This window comes from Pseudomonas sp. SDO524_S393 (assembly GCF_054071875.1).
Genome location: NZ_JBSVVZ010000034.1, coordinates 40,103 through 55,939, shown reverse-complemented (window position 1 = coordinate 55,939; position 15,837 = coordinate 40,103). Strand labels below are relative to the sequence as shown.

10 protein-coding genes are annotated in these 15,837 nt (G+C 63.8%); 7 read left to right on the top strand and 3 right to left on the bottom strand.

Translation table 11 applies throughout. The annotated features are described in order from the left end of the window. Window positions 1-131 precede the first annotated feature (131 nt). Complete coding sequence (locus ACW9IB_RS16545) at window positions 132-5,030, top strand: alpha-2-macroglobulin family protein (RefSeq protein WP_457414508.1); 4,899 nt, start codon at window positions 132-134, stop codon at window positions 5,028-5,030. Window positions 5,031-5,105: 75 nt separating this feature from the next. Here the strand turns inward: ACW9IB_RS16545 and ACW9IB_RS16540 are convergent, their stop codons facing one another. Beyond that, window positions 5,106-5,399, bottom strand: a complete 294-nt coding sequence (locus tag ACW9IB_RS16540) for a hypothetical protein (protein ID WP_457369198.1) — start codon at window positions 5,397-5,399, stop codon at window positions 5,106-5,108. A 149-nt stretch (window positions 5,400-5,548) separates the two neighbouring features. Here ACW9IB_RS16540 and pbpC point away from each other — a divergent pair, with 149 nt between their 5' ends. The 6 genes from pbpC to ACW9IB_RS16510 all read left to right on the top strand — a co-directional run bounded on the left by pbpC (window position 5,549) and on the right by ACW9IB_RS16510 (window position 12,625). Then, on the top strand, window positions 5,549-7,861 hold the full coding sequence (gene pbpC, locus ACW9IB_RS16535) for a peptidoglycan glycosyltransferase PbpC (protein ID WP_457414507.1): 2,313 nt from the start codon (window positions 5,549-5,551) through the stop codon (window positions 7,859-7,861). A 157-nt stretch (window positions 7,862-8,018) separates the two neighbouring features. Then, entirely contained in the window at window positions 8,019-8,327 is a 309-nt protein-coding gene (locus ACW9IB_RS16530) for a MazG-like family protein (protein WP_034095697.1), read from the top strand. Further along, complete coding sequence (locus ACW9IB_RS16525; RefSeq protein WP_457368392.1) at window positions 8,320-9,069, top strand: methyltransferase; 750 nt, start codon at window positions 8,320-8,322, stop codon at window positions 9,067-9,069. The genes ACW9IB_RS16530 and ACW9IB_RS16525 overlap by 8 nt, the downstream gene beginning before the upstream one ends. 24 nt (window positions 9,070-9,093) lie before the next feature. Continuing rightward, a complete protein-coding gene (locus ACW9IB_RS16520; protein WP_457368391.1) occupies window positions 9,094-9,696 on the top strand; it encodes a DUF4136 domain-containing protein in 603 nt (200 codons plus the stop codon). A gap of 45 nt (window positions 9,697-9,741) precedes the next feature. Then, complete coding sequence (locus ACW9IB_RS16515; protein ID WP_457414505.1) at window positions 9,742-10,299, top strand: DUF4136 domain-containing protein; 558 nt, start codon at window positions 9,742-9,744, stop codon at window positions 10,297-10,299. Window positions 10,300-10,618: 319 nt separating this feature from the next. Beyond that, window positions 10,619-12,625, top strand: a complete 2,007-nt coding sequence (locus ACW9IB_RS16510; RefSeq protein ID WP_457414503.1) for a pilus assembly protein TadG-related protein — start codon at window positions 10,619-10,621, stop codon at window positions 12,623-12,625. Here the strand turns inward: ACW9IB_RS16510 and ACW9IB_RS16505 are convergent. Then, window positions 12,622-15,360, bottom strand: a complete 2,739-nt coding sequence (locus ACW9IB_RS16505; RefSeq protein WP_457414502.1) for a PAS domain-containing sensor histidine kinase — start codon at window positions 15,358-15,360, stop codon at window positions 12,622-12,624. The genes ACW9IB_RS16510 and ACW9IB_RS16505 overlap by 4 nt on opposite strands. Then, window positions 15,357-15,797 (bottom strand): TadE family protein, encoded by a 441-nt coding sequence (locus ACW9IB_RS16500; RefSeq protein ID WP_457368387.1) that lies wholly within the window; start codon window positions 15,795-15,797, stop codon window positions 15,357-15,359. The genes ACW9IB_RS16505 and ACW9IB_RS16500 overlap by 4 nt, the downstream gene beginning before the upstream one ends. Between the last annotated feature and the right edge of the window lie 40 nt (window positions 15,798-15,837).

The following is a 15,837-nucleotide window of genomic DNA, read 5'->3' as shown; positions in this document are numbered from 1 at the left end:
GGATTTGGCTTGGCTTTACGTCTTGCAAAGAACCAAACCACCCTCCGTCGGTCAATGTGACCAGCACCACATCGGCCCCGCATGGGCTGATATATAGTTCATCCCTCGGCCCCCATCACTACGAGTGCCTCATGCTTAACAAAGGACTGTTCCTGGCTTGCGCGCTGGCCCTGCTGAGCGCCTGCGATTCTTCCGATAAACCGGCTGCGCCCACCGCTCCCCCAGCGGCAGCGGTAACGCCCCAGCCGGCGAAGGCGGCGGTGGATGTGGCGGCGCTGAAGCAGCGTTATGCCGGGCGTGAGCTGAATGTGGTGGATGTGTCCGAGGTGCAGCTCGACGGCGCCAGCACCTTGTCGGTGAGTTTTTCCATTCCGCTGGACCCCGACCAGAAGTTCGCCGACAAGCTGCACCTGGTGGACAGCAAATCCGGCAAGGTCGATGGCGCCTGGGAAATCTCCGATAACCTGATGGAACTGCGCCTGCGCCACCTGGAGCCGCAGCGCAAGCTGGTGCTGACGGTGGACGCCGGTGTGAAGGCGATCAACGACAACAAACTCGCCGCCGAATACAGCGCCCGCGTGGAAACCCGTGACCTGCAAGCCACCGTCGGCTTCGCCAGCCGTGGCACCCTGCTGCCGACCCGCCTGGCCGAAGGCCTGCCGGTGATCGCGCTGAACGTCGACAAGATCGACGTCGAATTCTTCCGCATCAAGCCCGAATCCCTGCCGTCGTTCCTCGCGCAGTGGGGGCGCAACACCAGCCTGCAAAGTTACGAGTCCCGGGAGCTGCTGCCCCTGGCCGACCTGGTCTATGGCGGTCGTTTCGACCTGAACCCGGCGCGCAACACCCGCGAAACCCTGCTGCTGCCGATTGCCGGCCTCAAGCAATTGCAGCAGCCGGGGGTTTACCTGGCGGTGATGCGCGCTTCCGGCACCTACAACTATTCCCAGCCGGCCACCCTGTTTACCCTGAGTGACATCGGCCTGTCGGTGCACCGTTACGCCAATCGCCTGGACGTGTTTACCCAGGCATTGGAAGGCGGCAAGGCGCTGGATGGCGTCGACCTCGAAGTGCTCGACGCCGAGGGCCGCGTGCTGGGTCAGGGCAAGACCGAAAAAGGCGGTCACGCCGAATTGCCGCTGCCGAAAAAAGCCCAGGTGTTGCTGGCCAGGCAGGGTGAGCAGACCAGCCTGCTGCGCCTCGACAGCGCGGCGCTGGACCTGGCCGAGTTCGACATCGGCGGGCAACCTTCGCACCCGTTGCAATTCTTTGTGTTCGGCCCACGTGACCTGTATCGCCCGGGTGAAACCGTGCTGCTCAACGCGCTGCTGCGGGACAAGGACGGCCATGCGGTCAAACCGCAACCGGTGAGCGTCGAAGTGCGCCGTCCGGATGAACAGGTGAGTCGCAAGTTCGTGTGGGACGCGGATGCCTCCGGCCTCTATCAATATCAACTGCAGCTGGCCGGCGAAGCCCCGACCGGGCGCTGGCAACTGGTGTTCGACCTGGGTGACGGCAAGCCGCAGCTGTACGAATTTCTCGTCGAAGACTTCCTGCCCGAGCGCCTGGCGCTGGAACTCAAGGGCAGTGACACGCCGTTGAGCCCGGCGGACAACCCGGTCATCCAGGTCAACGGTCGCTATCTCTACGGCGCGCCGGCGTCGGGCAATCGGGTCAGCGGGCAATTTTATGTGCGCCCGTTGCGCGAGGCGGTCAAGGCGCTGCCGGGTTATCAGTTCGGCTCCGTCACCGAAGAAGAACTGAGCCAGGATTTCGAACTGGATGAAAGCGTGCTCGACGCCAAGGGCCAGGAAGCCCTGACCCTGGAAAGCCGCTGGGCGGACGCCAAGTCGCCGCTGCAACTGATCGTGCAAGCCAGCCTGCAAGAGTCGGGCGGGCGTCCGATCACCCGGCGCCTGGTGCAGCCGATCTGGCCGGCCGAGCAACTGCCGGGCCTGCGCGGGCTGTTTGACGGCAAGGAAACCAACGGCGATGGTCCGGCGGAATTCGAAGTGCTGCTGGCCAACCCGGCCGGGCAGAAACTGGCCGCACCGAATCTCAAAGTGCGCCTGGTGCGCGAGCGCCGCGACTATTACTGGAACTACTCCGACAGCGATGGCTGGAGCTACCACTTCAACGAGAAATTCCTCAACCTCGATGAGCAGACCCTGAACATCAAGGCCGGTGACACCGCCAAGGTCAGCTTCCAGGTGGAGTGGGGCCCGTATCGCGTCGAAGTGGAAGACCCGCAGACCGGACTGGTCAGCAGCCTGCGTTTCTGGGCCGGCTACCAGGCCCAGGACAACACCGAAGGCGGCGCGGTGCGGCCTGACCAGGTCAAGCTGGCGCTGGATAAACCGGCGTATGGCGACGGTGACACCGCCAACGTCACGGTCACGCCGCCGGCGGCTGGCAAAGGTTACTTGCTGGTGGAGTCGGCCGAAGGCCCGTTGTGGTGGCAGGAAATCGACGTACCTGCCGAGGGCAAAAGTTTTGCGGTGAAACTGGATCCGAAATGGTCGCGCCATGACCTGTATGTCAGCGCCCTGGTGATTCGCCCTGGCGAGCGCAAAGCCAATATCACTCCCAAACGCGCGGTGGGCCTGTTGCACCTGCCGCTGGACCGCACCCAGCGCAAACTCGGCGTGACCCTGACCGCGCCGGAAAAAATGCGGCCCAAACAACCATTGACGGTCAAAGTCGCGGCCAGGAATGTCGACGGCAGCGTGCCCAAGCAAGTGCATGTGCTGGTGGCGGCGGTGGACGTAGGCATCCTCAATATCACCGAGTACCCGACGCCCGACCCGTACGCCAGCCTGTTCGGGCGTAAGGCCTACGGCGTGGACCAGTTCGACATCTACGGTCAGTTGATCGAAGCCGGTCAGGGACGCCTGGCCAGCCTGGCCTTCGGTGGTGACGCGGCGCTGGCCAAGGGTGGCAAACGCCCGGACACCAGCGTGACCATCGTCGCCCTGCAAAGCGCGCCGGTGACCTTGAACGATCAAGGCGAAGGTGAAGTCAGCGTCAATATTCCCGACTTCAATGGTGAACTGCGCCTGATGGCCCAGGCCTGGAGCGATGACCGTTACGGCATGGCCGAAGCCAAGACGGTGATCGCCGCACCGCTGATCGCCGAACTGTCGGCGCCGCGTTTCCTGGCGGGTGGCGACCAGACCACCCTGGCGCTGGACCTGTCCAACCTGTCGGGCCAGGCGCAGAAACTGGAGGTACAGCTCACCGTCGAGGGCCAGCTGGAACTGGTCAACGGGGCCGCCCAGAGCGTCGAGCTGAAACAAGGCCAGCGCACCACCTTGCGCATCCCGGTGAAAGCCTGGGGTGGCTTGGGGCAGGGCAAGGTCAAGGTGACGGTCAACGGGTTGAACCTGCCGGGTGAGAACCTGCCGCCGTTCAGCCGTGAATGGACCCTGGGCGTGCGTCCGGCGTACCCAGCGTTGCTCAAGCATTACCGCGCTGTGCTCAAGGACCAGCCGTGGAGCCTGCCGTCGGGCACCCTGGATCAATTCGAGGCTTCGGGGCGCCAGGCGCTGTTGAGCCTGTCGAGCCGGCCACCGCTGAACCTCGGTGCGCAGATCACTGCGCTCAAGGCGTACCCCTACGGCTGTCTGGAGCAGACCGCCAGCGGCCTGTACCCGTCGCTTTATGCCGATGATGCGTTGCTCAAGCGCCTGGGCGTCAAGGGCGAGTCGGACGCCGAGCGCAAGCGCAAGATCGAGCTGGGCATCGAGCGCCTGCTGGGCATGCAGCGCTACAACGGCAGCTTTGGTTTGTGGGGCGCCGATGGCGAGGAAGAGTACTGGCTGACAGCCTATGTCACCGACTTCCTGTTGCGCGCTCGCGACCAAGGCTACGCGGTCCCGGCCGAGGCCTTGAAAAAAGCCAGTGAACGCCTGCTGCGCTATGTGCAGGAACGCAACCTGATCGAGGTGGATTACAGCGACAACGCCGAACACACCCGTTTTGCCGTGCAGGCCTACGCCGGCATGGTGCTGGCGCGCAGTCAGCAGGCACCGTTGGGCGCGCTGCGCAGCATCTTCGAGCGGCGCAGCGACGCCCGTTCAGGGTTGCCATTGGTGCAGTTGGCCATCGCGTTGCAGAAGATGGGCGACCAGCCGCGCGCGGATCAAGCCTTGCTCGCCGGCCTCGCCGCGCAGCGCAGTGCCAAGGACTGGCTGGCTGACTACGGCAGCCCGTTGCGGGATCAGGCGATGATCCAGGCGTTGCTGGAAGAAAACGACCTGGCCAAGGGCAAGCGTGAAGAGCGTCTGTTCACCTTGTCGGACCAATTGGCGGCCAGCCCGTACCTGTCGACTCAGGAGCGCAACGCGTTGTTCCTCGCCGGGCGTCTGGGGTTTGCCAAGCCGGACTCGAACTGGCAGGTATCGCTCACCGGCAGTGGCGGTGTGCAGGAACTCAATAGCCAGCAATCGACGCTGGAACTGGACGGCCCGCGCCTCTCCAGTGACCTGAGCCTGAGCAATCAGGGCGATGCGCCGGTGTATCAGCAACTGACGATTTCGGGGTATCCACAGGTGCCGCCGGCACCGGGTGGCGATAACCTGAGCATTCGTCGCGAATACCTGGGCATGAATGGCCAGCCGCTGAACCTGCACAACCTCAACAGCGGCGACCTGGTGCTGGTGCACCTGGCGGTCAGCGCCAAACAGCGCGTGCCGGATGCCCTGGTGGTGGATCTACTGCCTGCGGGCCTGGAGCTGGAAAACCAGAACCTGGCGCAAAGCGCCGCCAGCCTGGAAAACGCCAGCAGCCAGGTGAAGGAATGGCGTGAGTCGATGCAGAACGCGTCCCTCAAGCATCAGGAGTTCCGCGATGATCGTTACGTGGCGGCACTGAACCTGGACGGCTCGGGCACCACGCACCTGCTGTACCTGGCGCGGGCCGTGACGCCGGGCACTTACCGCGTGCCGCCGCCGCAGGTGGAGTCGATGTACCGGCCGAACTGGCAGGCGGTGGGCGAGACGCCGGCGGACCTGGTGATCAAGGGCCGCTAAAATCTCAATCTGAAATGCAGACCAAATGTGGGAGCAAGCCCCCTCCCACAGGGGGACTGCGGTGTTTCTGGACTATCAGTGCACCACCCAACTCAGCAACCACAATCCCAGCATCAGCCAGATGATGCCCATGATGATCGACGCTCGCATGAAGGCGCGTACCGCCGAGTACAGCAGCATCAGTCCGATGATCAGGGTAACGATGCTGATGATGGACGTGTCCATGCCCAGGGTGCGGGACAGGCCTTCGATAAAGTTGCCGCCGGCATGGGTCAAGGCGCCGAACAACCCGCTCAGCCCGTCGACGATAAAGCGGATGATGGAGCCGAGCGCCTGGCCCAACCATTCGAAGAAGCTTTCTACCTGCATGTGTGTGTCCTGATGAGAAGGTGGGCGTATCTGTGCCTTTGGTTGTTATTGCCGCAGGCTAGTTCCCTACCAGCATAGAGTTAAACATGGGTTTCTTTATTTACGGATGTACTCGGTCAAATGTGGGAGCAAGCCTGCTCCTACACATAGTGCGCTGGGCCTTGGGCATTGTGGTGTTGATCATTGCCCTGCTGTGGCTGGCGGATCGCATCTGGCCCCTGCCCCTGCCCAAGGACGACCTGGCGCGGGTGGTGCTGGCCGAGGATGGCACGCCGTTGTGGCGGTTTGCCGATGCCAATGGCGTGTGGCGTTACCCGGTGCAGACCACCGAGGTGTCACCGTATTACCTTGACGCGTTGCTCACCTATGAAGACCGGTGGTTCTACCAGCACCCCGGCGTGAACCCGCTGGCGTTGGCGCGGGCGACCTGGCAGAACCTCACAGGCGCCCGCGTGGTGTCGGGCGGCAGCACCCTGTCGATGCAAGTGGCGCGCTTGCTCGACCCCCACTCGCGCACCTTTCACGGCAAGTTGCGCCAGTTGTGGCGCACGGCGCAGCTGGAATGGCACCTGTCCAAAGAAGAGATTCTCAGCCTCTACCTGAACCGTGCACCGTTCGGCGGAACGTTGCAGGGGGTGGCGGCGGCCAGTTGGGCGTACCTGGGCAAGTCTCCGGCCCAACTGACCCACGCCGAAGCCGCCTTGCTCGCCGTACTGCCCCAGGCCCCCAGCCGCCTGCGTCCGGACCGCCACCCCCAACGCGCGCAGGAAGCCCGCGATAAAGTGCTGCGGCGTCTCGCCGAGTTCCAGGTGTGGCCACAAGCGGCGGTCGATGAAGCCCTGGAAGAGCCACTGTTGCTTGCCCCACGGCTGGAGCCCAGCCTGGCGCCGCTGCTCGCCCGCCGCCTGAACCGCCCCGACAGCCCGCCCTTGATCCGCACCACGCTGGACGCCAACCTGCAACGCCGCCTCGAAGACTTGCTGCTGGGCTGGCGCGCGCGTCTGCCGGAACACACGTCCGCCGCGATCCTGGTGGTGGAAGAAGAAACCATGGCGGTGCGCGCCTACCTGGGCTCGGTGGATATCAACGACGCCAGGCGCTTCGGGCATGTGGACATGATCAGCGCGCTGCGCTCGCCGGGCTCCACCTTGAAACCGTTTCTGTACGGCATGGCCTTGGACGAGGGGCTGATCCATTCCGAATCCCTGCTCCAGGACGTGCCGCGACGCTACGGCGATTACCGGCCTGGCAATTTCTCCATGGGCTTTACCGGCGCGGTGCCGGCGAGTACAGCGTTGTCCAGCTCGCTCAACCTGCCGGCGGTGCAATTGCTGGAGGCCTACGGGCCGAAGCGGTTCGCGGCGCAGATGCGCATCGGCGGTGTGCCTTTGGCGTTGCCGGCGTTGGCCGAGCCGAACCTGGCGCTGATCCTCGGTGGGGCCGGGAGTCGGTTGGAAGACCTGGTGAGTGGCTACAGCGCCTTTGCCCGCGATGGCAAGAGCGCGACGCTTAGGTTGCAGCCGGACGACGCGCTCAGGGAGCGCCCCATGCTTTCACCGGGCGCAGCCTGGATTGTGCGGCGCATCCTCAGTGGCCAGGCGCGGCCCGACCGTGACCCGCGTGCCGAACTGGTGCAACGCCCGGTACTGGCCTGGAAGACCGGCACCAGCTACGGCTTTCGTGATGCCTGGGCGATCGGCGTGGGGCCGCGCTACCTGATCGGCGTGTGGATCGGTCGCCCGGACGGCACGCCGGTACCGGGCCAGTTCGGCCTGGCGTCGGCGGCGCCGTTGATGTTGCAGGTGCACGACGTATTGACCAATCGCGACAGCCAGCGCGGCATCAGCGCACCGGTCAAGCCGGTGCCGGCCAACGTCGGCGTGGCCGCTATCTGTTGGCCGCTGGGCCAGCCCATGAGCCGCAGCGACCCCAACTGCCGCCGCCAGCGCTTTGCCTGGACCCTGGACAATACCACTCCGCCGACCTTGCAGGCGTTGGATCAACCGCTGAGCGTGGGTTTGATGGAAAACCTGTGGGTTAACGCCAAGGGCTTGCGAGTGGATGCTCATTGCCCGGGTGCAGAGCCCCGCAACATTGCCCTGTGGCCAGCGCCGCTGGAGCCGTGGCTGCCACGGATCGAACGCCGCGAAGCACGCATCCCGGCCGCGGACCCGGATTGCCCGCCGCCAGCACTGGCCGCGTCGTCGCCCTTGTCGATTGTCGGCGTGCGCGAAGGCGATCAACTGCGCCTGCCTGCCACGAGCCAGCAGGCGTTGCACCTGAAGCTATCCGCCTTGGGCGGCAGTGGCCGGCGCTGGTGGTTCCTCAATGGCGCACCGTTGGGGGACAGTGCGAATCAGGACTTTATCAATGCCAGTTTTGAAAGGTTGGGGCGGTATCAGTTGAGTGTGTTGGATGAGGCTGGGCAGACGGCCAGGCTTGAGTTCAGCGTCGTTGATTGAATCGCCTTCGCGGGCAAGCCCGCTCCCACATTTGGATTTGTGAATACCTTCAAGTGTGGGAGCGGGCTTGCCCGCGAAAGCGTCCTCAAGAACACCCGGAGATTCACTTGCCTTCAAGCCCAATCCCCCCGAAGCTACTCATCTTCAGGAGTCCCGCATGAACCTCGAACACCTCACCGAACGGCTGCACCGCATCCGTGATACCAACGACTGGAAGCAGTTCCACAGCCCGAAAAACCTGGCCATGGCCGCCAGTGTGGAAATGGCCGAGCTGGTGGAAATCTTCCAGTGGCTGACCGAAGACCAGTCCCGCCAGTTGCCCGCCGATAAGCTGGCCCATGCCGGCCAGGAAGTCGGCGATATCGTGCTGTACCTGCTGTTGCTCTGCAGTGAGCTGGGCCTGGACATGAATGAAGTGGTGCGCGCCAAACTGGCCGACAGCGAGCGGCGGTTCATCCATGAGTGACCGCCACTTCGACCAACTGGCCACGCGTTTCGCCGAAAAGATCTACGGCGGCGCCAAGGGCGCGATTCGCCTGGCCGTGCTCCAGGCCGACCTGACCGAAGCGTTGCCGCAACGTCCGTTGCGTGTGCTGGATATCGGCGCGGGGCTGGGCCACATGTCGCTGTGGCTGGCCGAGCAAGGTCATCAGGTGACCCTGGCCGAGCCTGCCGAGCCGATGCTCGAGGGCGCGCGCCAGCGTTTCGCCGAGGCCGGGCAGACCGCCACGTTTATCCATGCGCCCTGGCAGGACCTGCTGGGCCAGCTCACCGAACCTTACGATCTGGTGCTGTGCCATGCCGTATTGGAGTGGCTGGCCGAACCCCATGCCATCCTGCCGGTGTTGCACCAATTGACGGCGCCGGGGGGCTGGCTGTCGCTGGCGTTCTACAACCGCGATGCGCTGATCTACCGCAACCTGCTCAAGGGCCATTTCCGCAAGATGCGCAAGAATGACATGGCCGGCGAGAAACAAAGCCTCACACCGCAACAACCTCTGGACCCGCGTGAGCTGGCGGCGCAACTAGAGGGGCTTTGGCAGGTCGAACGCCAAAGTGGCGTGCGGGTGTTCCACGACTACATGCCGGTGGAGTTCCAGGCCCGCGCCGATTTGCAGGATCTGTTGGAGATGGAGCTCGCTCACCGTCGTCACCCAAGCTTTGCCGGACTTGGGCGTTATTTGCACTGGATTTGCCGTCCGGTTTAAGCGGCGAATCTTGCGGAGGTCGAAATGCGTCGTCTCGGTTTGATCCTGTTGTGCCTGGGCCTGGGCGCCTGTTCCAGCCCCAACCCTTACGTGGCGGCCTCGGCCCCCATGCCGCCGGCGCCTGCGCAGGCGGCGAAGACCTTCGATGCCAGCGCCTACCCGGCGCCGGTACGTGACTACGGTGCCTATCGCAATTGGGCCTGGCGCAACGGCCAGCTCCCGGCGGGCACGGCCTGGGCTGATTCGGCGCAGATCGCCGAGGCGGTCAGTGGCGCGCTGGACCAGCGCGGCCTGCGCCCCCTGCATGACAACCGTGCGCCCGACCTGTTCGTCAGCGCCGACGTGCATCTGGAAAAACGCCTCAAGCAGGTCCAGGACGATTACGGCTATGGCTACGGCGGCTACAACCGCTATGGCAACGGTTACGGCATGTACAACTCGGTACCGATCGTGCGCACCTATGAGGTGCAGGTGGTGGTGGTCCGGGTCAATCTGTTCGATGCCCGCACCGGGCAGCCGGTGTGGAGTGCCAGCGCGGAAACTGGCAGCCAGGGAAGCCTCAGTGAACGGGGAGACGCTTTGCGCCAGGCGGTGCAAAAGGCAATGACGGCGTACCCTCCCAGCTAGTCGCTATGCTCATTTAAAGCGCAGGTCGCTCTTTGGAGATCAACCATGTTTCGTCGTATCGCTACGCTCGCTTTTGTCGTGCTGCTGGGCGGTTGCCAGACCAGCCAGGTCAACCATGATTTCGATGCCAGCCGGGACTTTGGCGCCTACCGCAACTGGGCCTGGAAAGACCCGGCCCTGCAATACCGCCCCGATGACCCGCGTATCAAGAGTGACCTCACCGAACAACGCATCCGCCAGGCCGTGGGTGAGCAACTCGACCAACGCGGCCTGCGCCCTGCACCGGGCGGTAGCAGAGCGGACCTGAACGTGCAGGCCTACCTGATCGTCGAAGACCGCCAGCAACAAGTCACCACCAACTACGGCGGCGCCTGGGGCGGTCCGTGGAACGGTTACTGGGGCGCGCCGGTGTACAACGAGACGCGCAACATCACCTATAAGGTAGCCACCATCCAGATCGACCTGCTGGACGGCAAGGACGGCAAACTCGTCTGGCGCGGCAGCGATGAGCAGATGATGGCCAGCTCGCCGAACCCGCAGGACCGTGACAAAGCCATCCGCACCACGGTCAACCGTATTCTTTCCAGCTACCCGCCGCATTAAGGCGATCCCGGCTTTCTGTGGGGGCAACTGTCTTGACAGCCGCTCGGCTGACCATGCTGCCGCCATCGCTGCGAAGACGGCGGCACTGCTAAAACAGATGCCGCCTGACCCACCGCTTTCGCAGCCTCGCCGGGGCTCGACAACTCCCACAGGAGATTGGCGTTGGCTGGAAAAGCGCTGTCAGCAGGGCCATTGCGCCGGGCGCGTTCTTGCCAGCAATAGAGCTTTCACACGGATTTGTGGCGACTGGCCAGCGCATTTCTCAAGGCTTGACTACACTCCAAGCTAACTACGGAGAGTTAGCGCTAAGGAGTGCTCGATGTCTCCCCCACTTCGTTCCCGGCAGCGTGGCGCGATCGGCCTGATGGCGGCGTTGACGCTGGGGCTGGCGCTGGTTTTCCTGTTGCTGGTAATCGACAGTGGCCGGCTCTACCTGGAAAAACGCAAATTACAGGGCATTGCCGACATGGCCGCGCTGGAAGCGGTGCAGCGCAATGGTGACTGCCTGGCGGCGAACAACAACACGGCGACGGCCTATGCCGGGGCCAGCGCGCTGCGCAACGGTTTCACCATCCCTCCGGGCAATGCGCTGGATGTGCGTTGCGGCGTGCTGACCACCGCCGCTTCCAATCTGCGGGTGTTTTCTGCCGACTCCACCAAGACCGACGCCATTCAGGTGATCGCCTCGCGCCCGGTGTTGACCAGCGCCGCCGGCGGCGTGTGGTCGCTGATCAGTGGCGGTGGGTTCAGCCTGACCACGCTGTTGACCGCCAAGGCCGTGGCCGCGCCGAAGATCCTGCCGCCCCAGGCGCAATTGACGATCAAGTCCACGGTGTTGGTGGTCGACTCGAGCAAGTCGGACGCGTTGAATCTGCTCTTCGGCAAGCTGTTGGGCGGTAAGCTGACCCTCGACGTGGCTGGCTGGCAAGGCCTGGTCGACACCAATATCAACCTGTTGAGCTACCTGAATCAGCTGGCGCTGAACGTGGGCGTGCAGGCAGGTAACTACAACGAGTTGCTGGCCAAGAACCTCAAGTTGGGCCAACTGCTCGATGCCGCGATCACAGTGCTGCAACGTGGCTCGGGGACCGCTACCGTGGCCGCGTCGGGGCTGGCGGACATTAAAGTGTTGGTGAATAACCTCGATGTGACCCTGGGCAGCCTGCTGCAATTGCAGACCGGGGCGGTGTCCGCCGGGCTCAACACCACGTTGAATGTGTTCCAGCTGGCCGAAGCCTTTGTGCAATTGGCCAACAAGCAGAACGGTGTGGTCGCTGAAGTGCCGGTGAATATCCCGGGTTTGATCAACGCGAGCCTCAAGCTCAAGGTGATCGAGCCGCCGCAGTTGTCGGCCATCGGCGATCCGACCTACGCCAAGAACAAAACCGATCCGGCCACGCGCATTTACGTGCGCACCGCGCAAGTGCGGCTGGGTTTGACGGTGGGGCTGCCGATCCTGGATTCGCCGCTGGTGGACGTGGCGCTGAATGGTTTGCTCGGTCCGCTTTCAGATGTGCTGAATAACCTGCTGAGTCTGAACCTGGGTGGCACGATCACCTCGTTGTTGTGTGTGCTGGGCGGCTATTGCGAGCGCACGGACCTGCGGCTTCTGTCCTCGACGTCCAACCCGCCCGCTGCCCGCCTGGACCTGATCGTGGAGCTGGGCACCGCCGAGAGCTATGTGACCGGTTTCACCTGCGCCAGCGATGCGACCAAAACCCTCACCACCCAATCCAACGCCTCGGTGGTGACTATCAAGATTGGCCAGAGCCCCACCCTGATCGACTCATTGGCGTCCAGCCCGCCGCTGGATCCGATCCCGCCGCTTCCGGTGGTCGACATTGGCGCCATCACCTGCTTCCGGCCATTGCTGGGCCTGGGCCCGACCACTTGCGACCAGAATACTCGCAAGCCGTTCTACGGCGGCGGCATCGGCCTGAGCGTCAAGAGCAGTGTGGGTTCGACCACCACGGCCCTGGGCGCGCATACCTACAATCAGCCGCCGGAAATCCAGCAGCCGCCGCTTTACTATTCGGCGTCCACCACCAACCTGGTGGGCTCGCTGAAGTCGACGTTGCAGGGGATTCAGTTCCAGGTCTACAAGCCCACGGGTTTCAATTTGCTGGGCGCGTTGCTGCAAACCAGCGGTACGCTGTTGAACGACCTGAATGCCTCGCTGGGAAAAATCATCGGCGATGTATTGAGCCCGGTGGTCGATCCCCTAGTGAACGGATTGCTGTCGACCCTGGGCATCAACCTGAATCAGTTCGAGGTCGGCGCCAACCTCAGTTGCAGGCCCCACGGGCAGGCGGCGTTGGCGCTTTAAGCGTCCACCACCGGCAATTCCACGCAGAATTTTGCCCCCTGTTCGCTGTTGGCGACGCTCAGGCGTCCGCCCATGTTTTCCACGATTCCGTAGCTCACCGACAAGCCCAGGCCGGTGCCCACGCCGATGGGCTTGGTGGTGAAGAACGGCTCGAAGATCCGCTCCAGCAGACGCGGATCGATGCCGCCGCCGTTGTCTTCGACCCAGATGCGTACGTATCGGCTGTCATGCTCGGTGGACACCGCGATCCACGGGCGGAACCCAGGTTCCTTTTCACGTTTGCTCAGCAACGCATCGCGGGCATTGACCATCAGGTTGATCAGCACTTGTTCGAGTTGGTCGACATAGCCTTTGACCTGCACCGAAAAGTCCGCCGGCGTGAGACGCACCTCCACGCCCTTGCCGCGCAGCCCTTCACTGAGCAACGACAGGGTGCCCTCTACGGCCTGGGCCGGATCGAAGGGTTGTTGTTCGATCTCCGAGCGGCGGCCAAACACGCGCATGTGGTCGATCACTTTCGCCGCGCGTTGCACCTGGGCGTCAATGCGCTGGAGTTTTTCGGTGAGGTAGTCGACCTGCGCATCGCCGTTGCTCAGGCGCTTGAGCACATTGACGATGGCCATGCGCATCACGTTCAGCGGCTGGTTGATCTCATGGGCCAGGCCCGTGGCCATTTCGCCGAGGGTGGCCATCTTGGCGCTCTGGGTCAGTTGCTGCTGGGAACGGCGCACTTCGGTGTTGTCACGCCCCACCGCCTGCACTTCCAGCAGGGTGCCGTGTTCGTCGAATACGCCACGGTCCGACCACACCCACCAGGCGTGCTCGCGACCGGGCAGTTGCAGGCTGATTTCGGCGGTGCTGACCGGGAATTCCGGAGTCAGCTGGTGGATACGCTGCACGAACGCCTGGTGCTGTTCGGTCGACAGCCACTCCGCCAAATTCAGACCCGGCAGTTGTTCGGGCGAGCACTCCAGGTAATTGGCCAGCGGCGTGTTGCCGAATGTCAGTGTGAGGTCGGGGCGATAACGGCAGATCATGGCCGGCGAATCTTCCACCAGGATGCGGTAGCGTTCTTCGCTGCGCTTGATCTGCTCGGCGGCCAGGGTCGCTTCGGTGACATCCAGCCACAGACCGACCGCCTCCACCGGCAGGCCGAGGTCGTCGCGCAGTAGCTTGGCTTCGTCGAGCAGCCAGTGGTCGCGTCCCTGTTTGTCGCGCACGCGGTAGCGGCTGCGCACGCTGCCTTCGCGCAGCAATTGGCGGGTGCGCTCGAAGTAGAGGTCGCGGTCGTCGGGGTGGATCCAGTCGATGAGCGAGGCCGGGGTGCATTCGGCCAGCGTCCGACCCAGCAACGGCGTGAGGCTGTCGCTGAAAAACAGCGGTTGCAGCGTGCCTTCCACATAGCGTTGCACATAGATAATCGCCGGCGAGCTGGCGATCAGGTTGTCCAGCCGGGCATGGGCAGCGGCGGCCTGTTGCTGCTGGTTCTTGATGTCACTGATGTCGAGCATGAAGCCGATCAGGCGTCGGCTGCTCCCAGCGCCCAGCGCCTGGCCTTGAATGCGGTACCAGATCGGGTCCTGCGCCGCGTCCATGCGGTGCAGGCGCACGCTGGTCGACAGGGGTTTGCTCAAGGTCTGCAAGTCTTGCAGGCGGCTGGCGAGCTCCTCGCGATCGGCCGGATGGAATAGTGTCAGCCACGCCGTGAGGGGCATGCGCGGGGTGCTGTCCTCGGGCGTCAGGTGATGCAGCAACTGCGGGGCCAATTGGATGTCTTCGCTGTTGACAGGCAATTCCCACCAACCGGTGCCCAGCAGCTCTTGCAGCGCTTCGAGGCGATCGAGCTGTTGTTGATGGCGTTGTTCGCGCAGGCGGCTGAGCAGCGGCGCGGCGAGGGCGGCGGCCAGGTGCAGCCAGTCCCGTTCGCTGGACGGCTCGTCATCACGATAGAAACCGCACAGCAGCCAGGCGGCGACGCCATGACCGTCGCGGTAGGGCACGAGCAAACCTTCGGCATTGCCGAAAATGCCCAGCAGGCGTGGATGCTCGCTGTGACCTTGGCCTTGCGTCAGTTTCAGCACCGTCGTGCCGCCCAGGCTGTCCAGTGCGGTGCCCAGGGATTGCCCGTCATGCCATAACCGGGGCGCATCGTGGGCGCGGTACTGGCCCTGGATCACCCAGCCCTGGTCCTGATCGTCGAGTACGGCGATGGCGACGCAGGGTATCCGCCAGCGCTGTGCGATGCTGTGCAGGTTGTCGTGCAAGACCTCGGGCAGGCGCGCCAGGCTGCACACCCTCAGGTGTTCGCTGATGCGGGCGCTGAGCAGTTGGTTGTGTTCACGGCTCTCGGCGTGTTGTCGGTGGGCGACCAGGTCGCCGATATCCAGCAGTTGCAGCAACCAGCCATCGCCCTGGGGCTGGACCCAGCCACGGGTTTGCAGGAGGCGCCCGGCAAACCCGGTGAAGTCCAGGTCCAGGATTTGGCCCTGCCAATCGCTGGGTGTGCCTTCGATCACGACGGCACTGTGGGCGCACACGTACTCGAACAGCGGCACCGGCTGCTGCGAGGGCTGGGTCTTTGCCAGGCGATGACGCAGCGCTCCGTGGATTTGCAGCACCCGGCCGAGGTTATCCAGTTCGACGCATAGACCTGGATGCATGGGCATCAGCGTGGATGCATGGGGGCCAGCCGGTCGGCCGAGCAGGCGGTCGAAGAATTTTTCCCCCGAAGTCAAAATTGCAGGCTCGCTTGGGCGGTGAGTGTGGTGGGCAGGTTGGGCACGGTGCCGAAGCCGGGCAGGACGAGAAACGGCAGCACGTTCTTGAGGTTGTCGGAGGGATAGTTGATTTGCACGGTCAGCATGCCGGTGCCGGAGTAGGTCGCGGTGACATAGGCGGGCACGAATTTGAACCCGGGCGGCAGCCACTGCAACTGGGCCTGGGCTGCCGCAACGGCGCGAGCCTTGAGGGCGTCGGCGTAGCCGGGTGTCGCAGGGTCCAGCGCCACACCGCGCCTGACGCCTTCAGCGGTGGCCTGGTTGAACGATTGCAACAGCAGCAACGGCAGGCTGTAGCTGACCAACCCATAAAAAACCGCAAAAAAGATCATGAAGACCATCGCGAATTCCAGCGCGGCGGCACCTTTCTGCTTTCCGGGGAGGCCCTTTTTCATGACTGCGTCTACCCTGACAACCACTACTTGATATCAGCAT

Excerpts from the sequence above, each read along its gene's own strand:
- ACW9IB_RS16520 (WP_457368391.1), top strand. The coding sequence starts at position 9,094 with ATGCGTCGTCTCGGTTTGATCCTGTTGTGCCTGGGCCTGGGCGCCTGT.
- ACW9IB_RS16530 (WP_034095697.1), top strand. The coding sequence starts at position 8,019 with ATGAACCTCGAACACCTCACCGAACGGCTGCACCGCATCCGTGATACC.
- ACW9IB_RS16545 (WP_457414508.1), top strand. The coding sequence starts at position 132 with ATGCTTAACAAAGGACTGTTCCTGGCTTGCGCGCTGGCCCTGCTGAGC.
- ACW9IB_RS16500 (WP_457368387.1), bottom strand. The coding sequence starts at position 15,797 with ATGAAAAAGGGCCTCCCCGGAAAGCAGAAAGGTGCCGCCGCGCTGGAA.
- ACW9IB_RS16540 (WP_457369198.1), bottom strand. The coding sequence starts at position 5,399 with ATGCAGGTAGAAAGCTTCTTCGAATGGTTGGGCCAGGCGCTCGGCTCC.
- ACW9IB_RS16510 (WP_457414503.1), top strand. The coding sequence starts at position 10,619 with ATGTCTCCCCCACTTCGTTCCCGGCAGCGTGGCGCGATCGGCCTGATG.
- ACW9IB_RS16515 (WP_457414505.1), top strand. The coding sequence starts at position 9,742 with ATGTTTCGTCGTATCGCTACGCTCGCTTTTGTCGTGCTGCTGGGCGGT.
- ACW9IB_RS16525 (WP_457368392.1), top strand. The coding sequence starts at position 8,320 with ATGAGTGACCGCCACTTCGACCAACTGGCCACGCGTTTCGCCGAAAAG.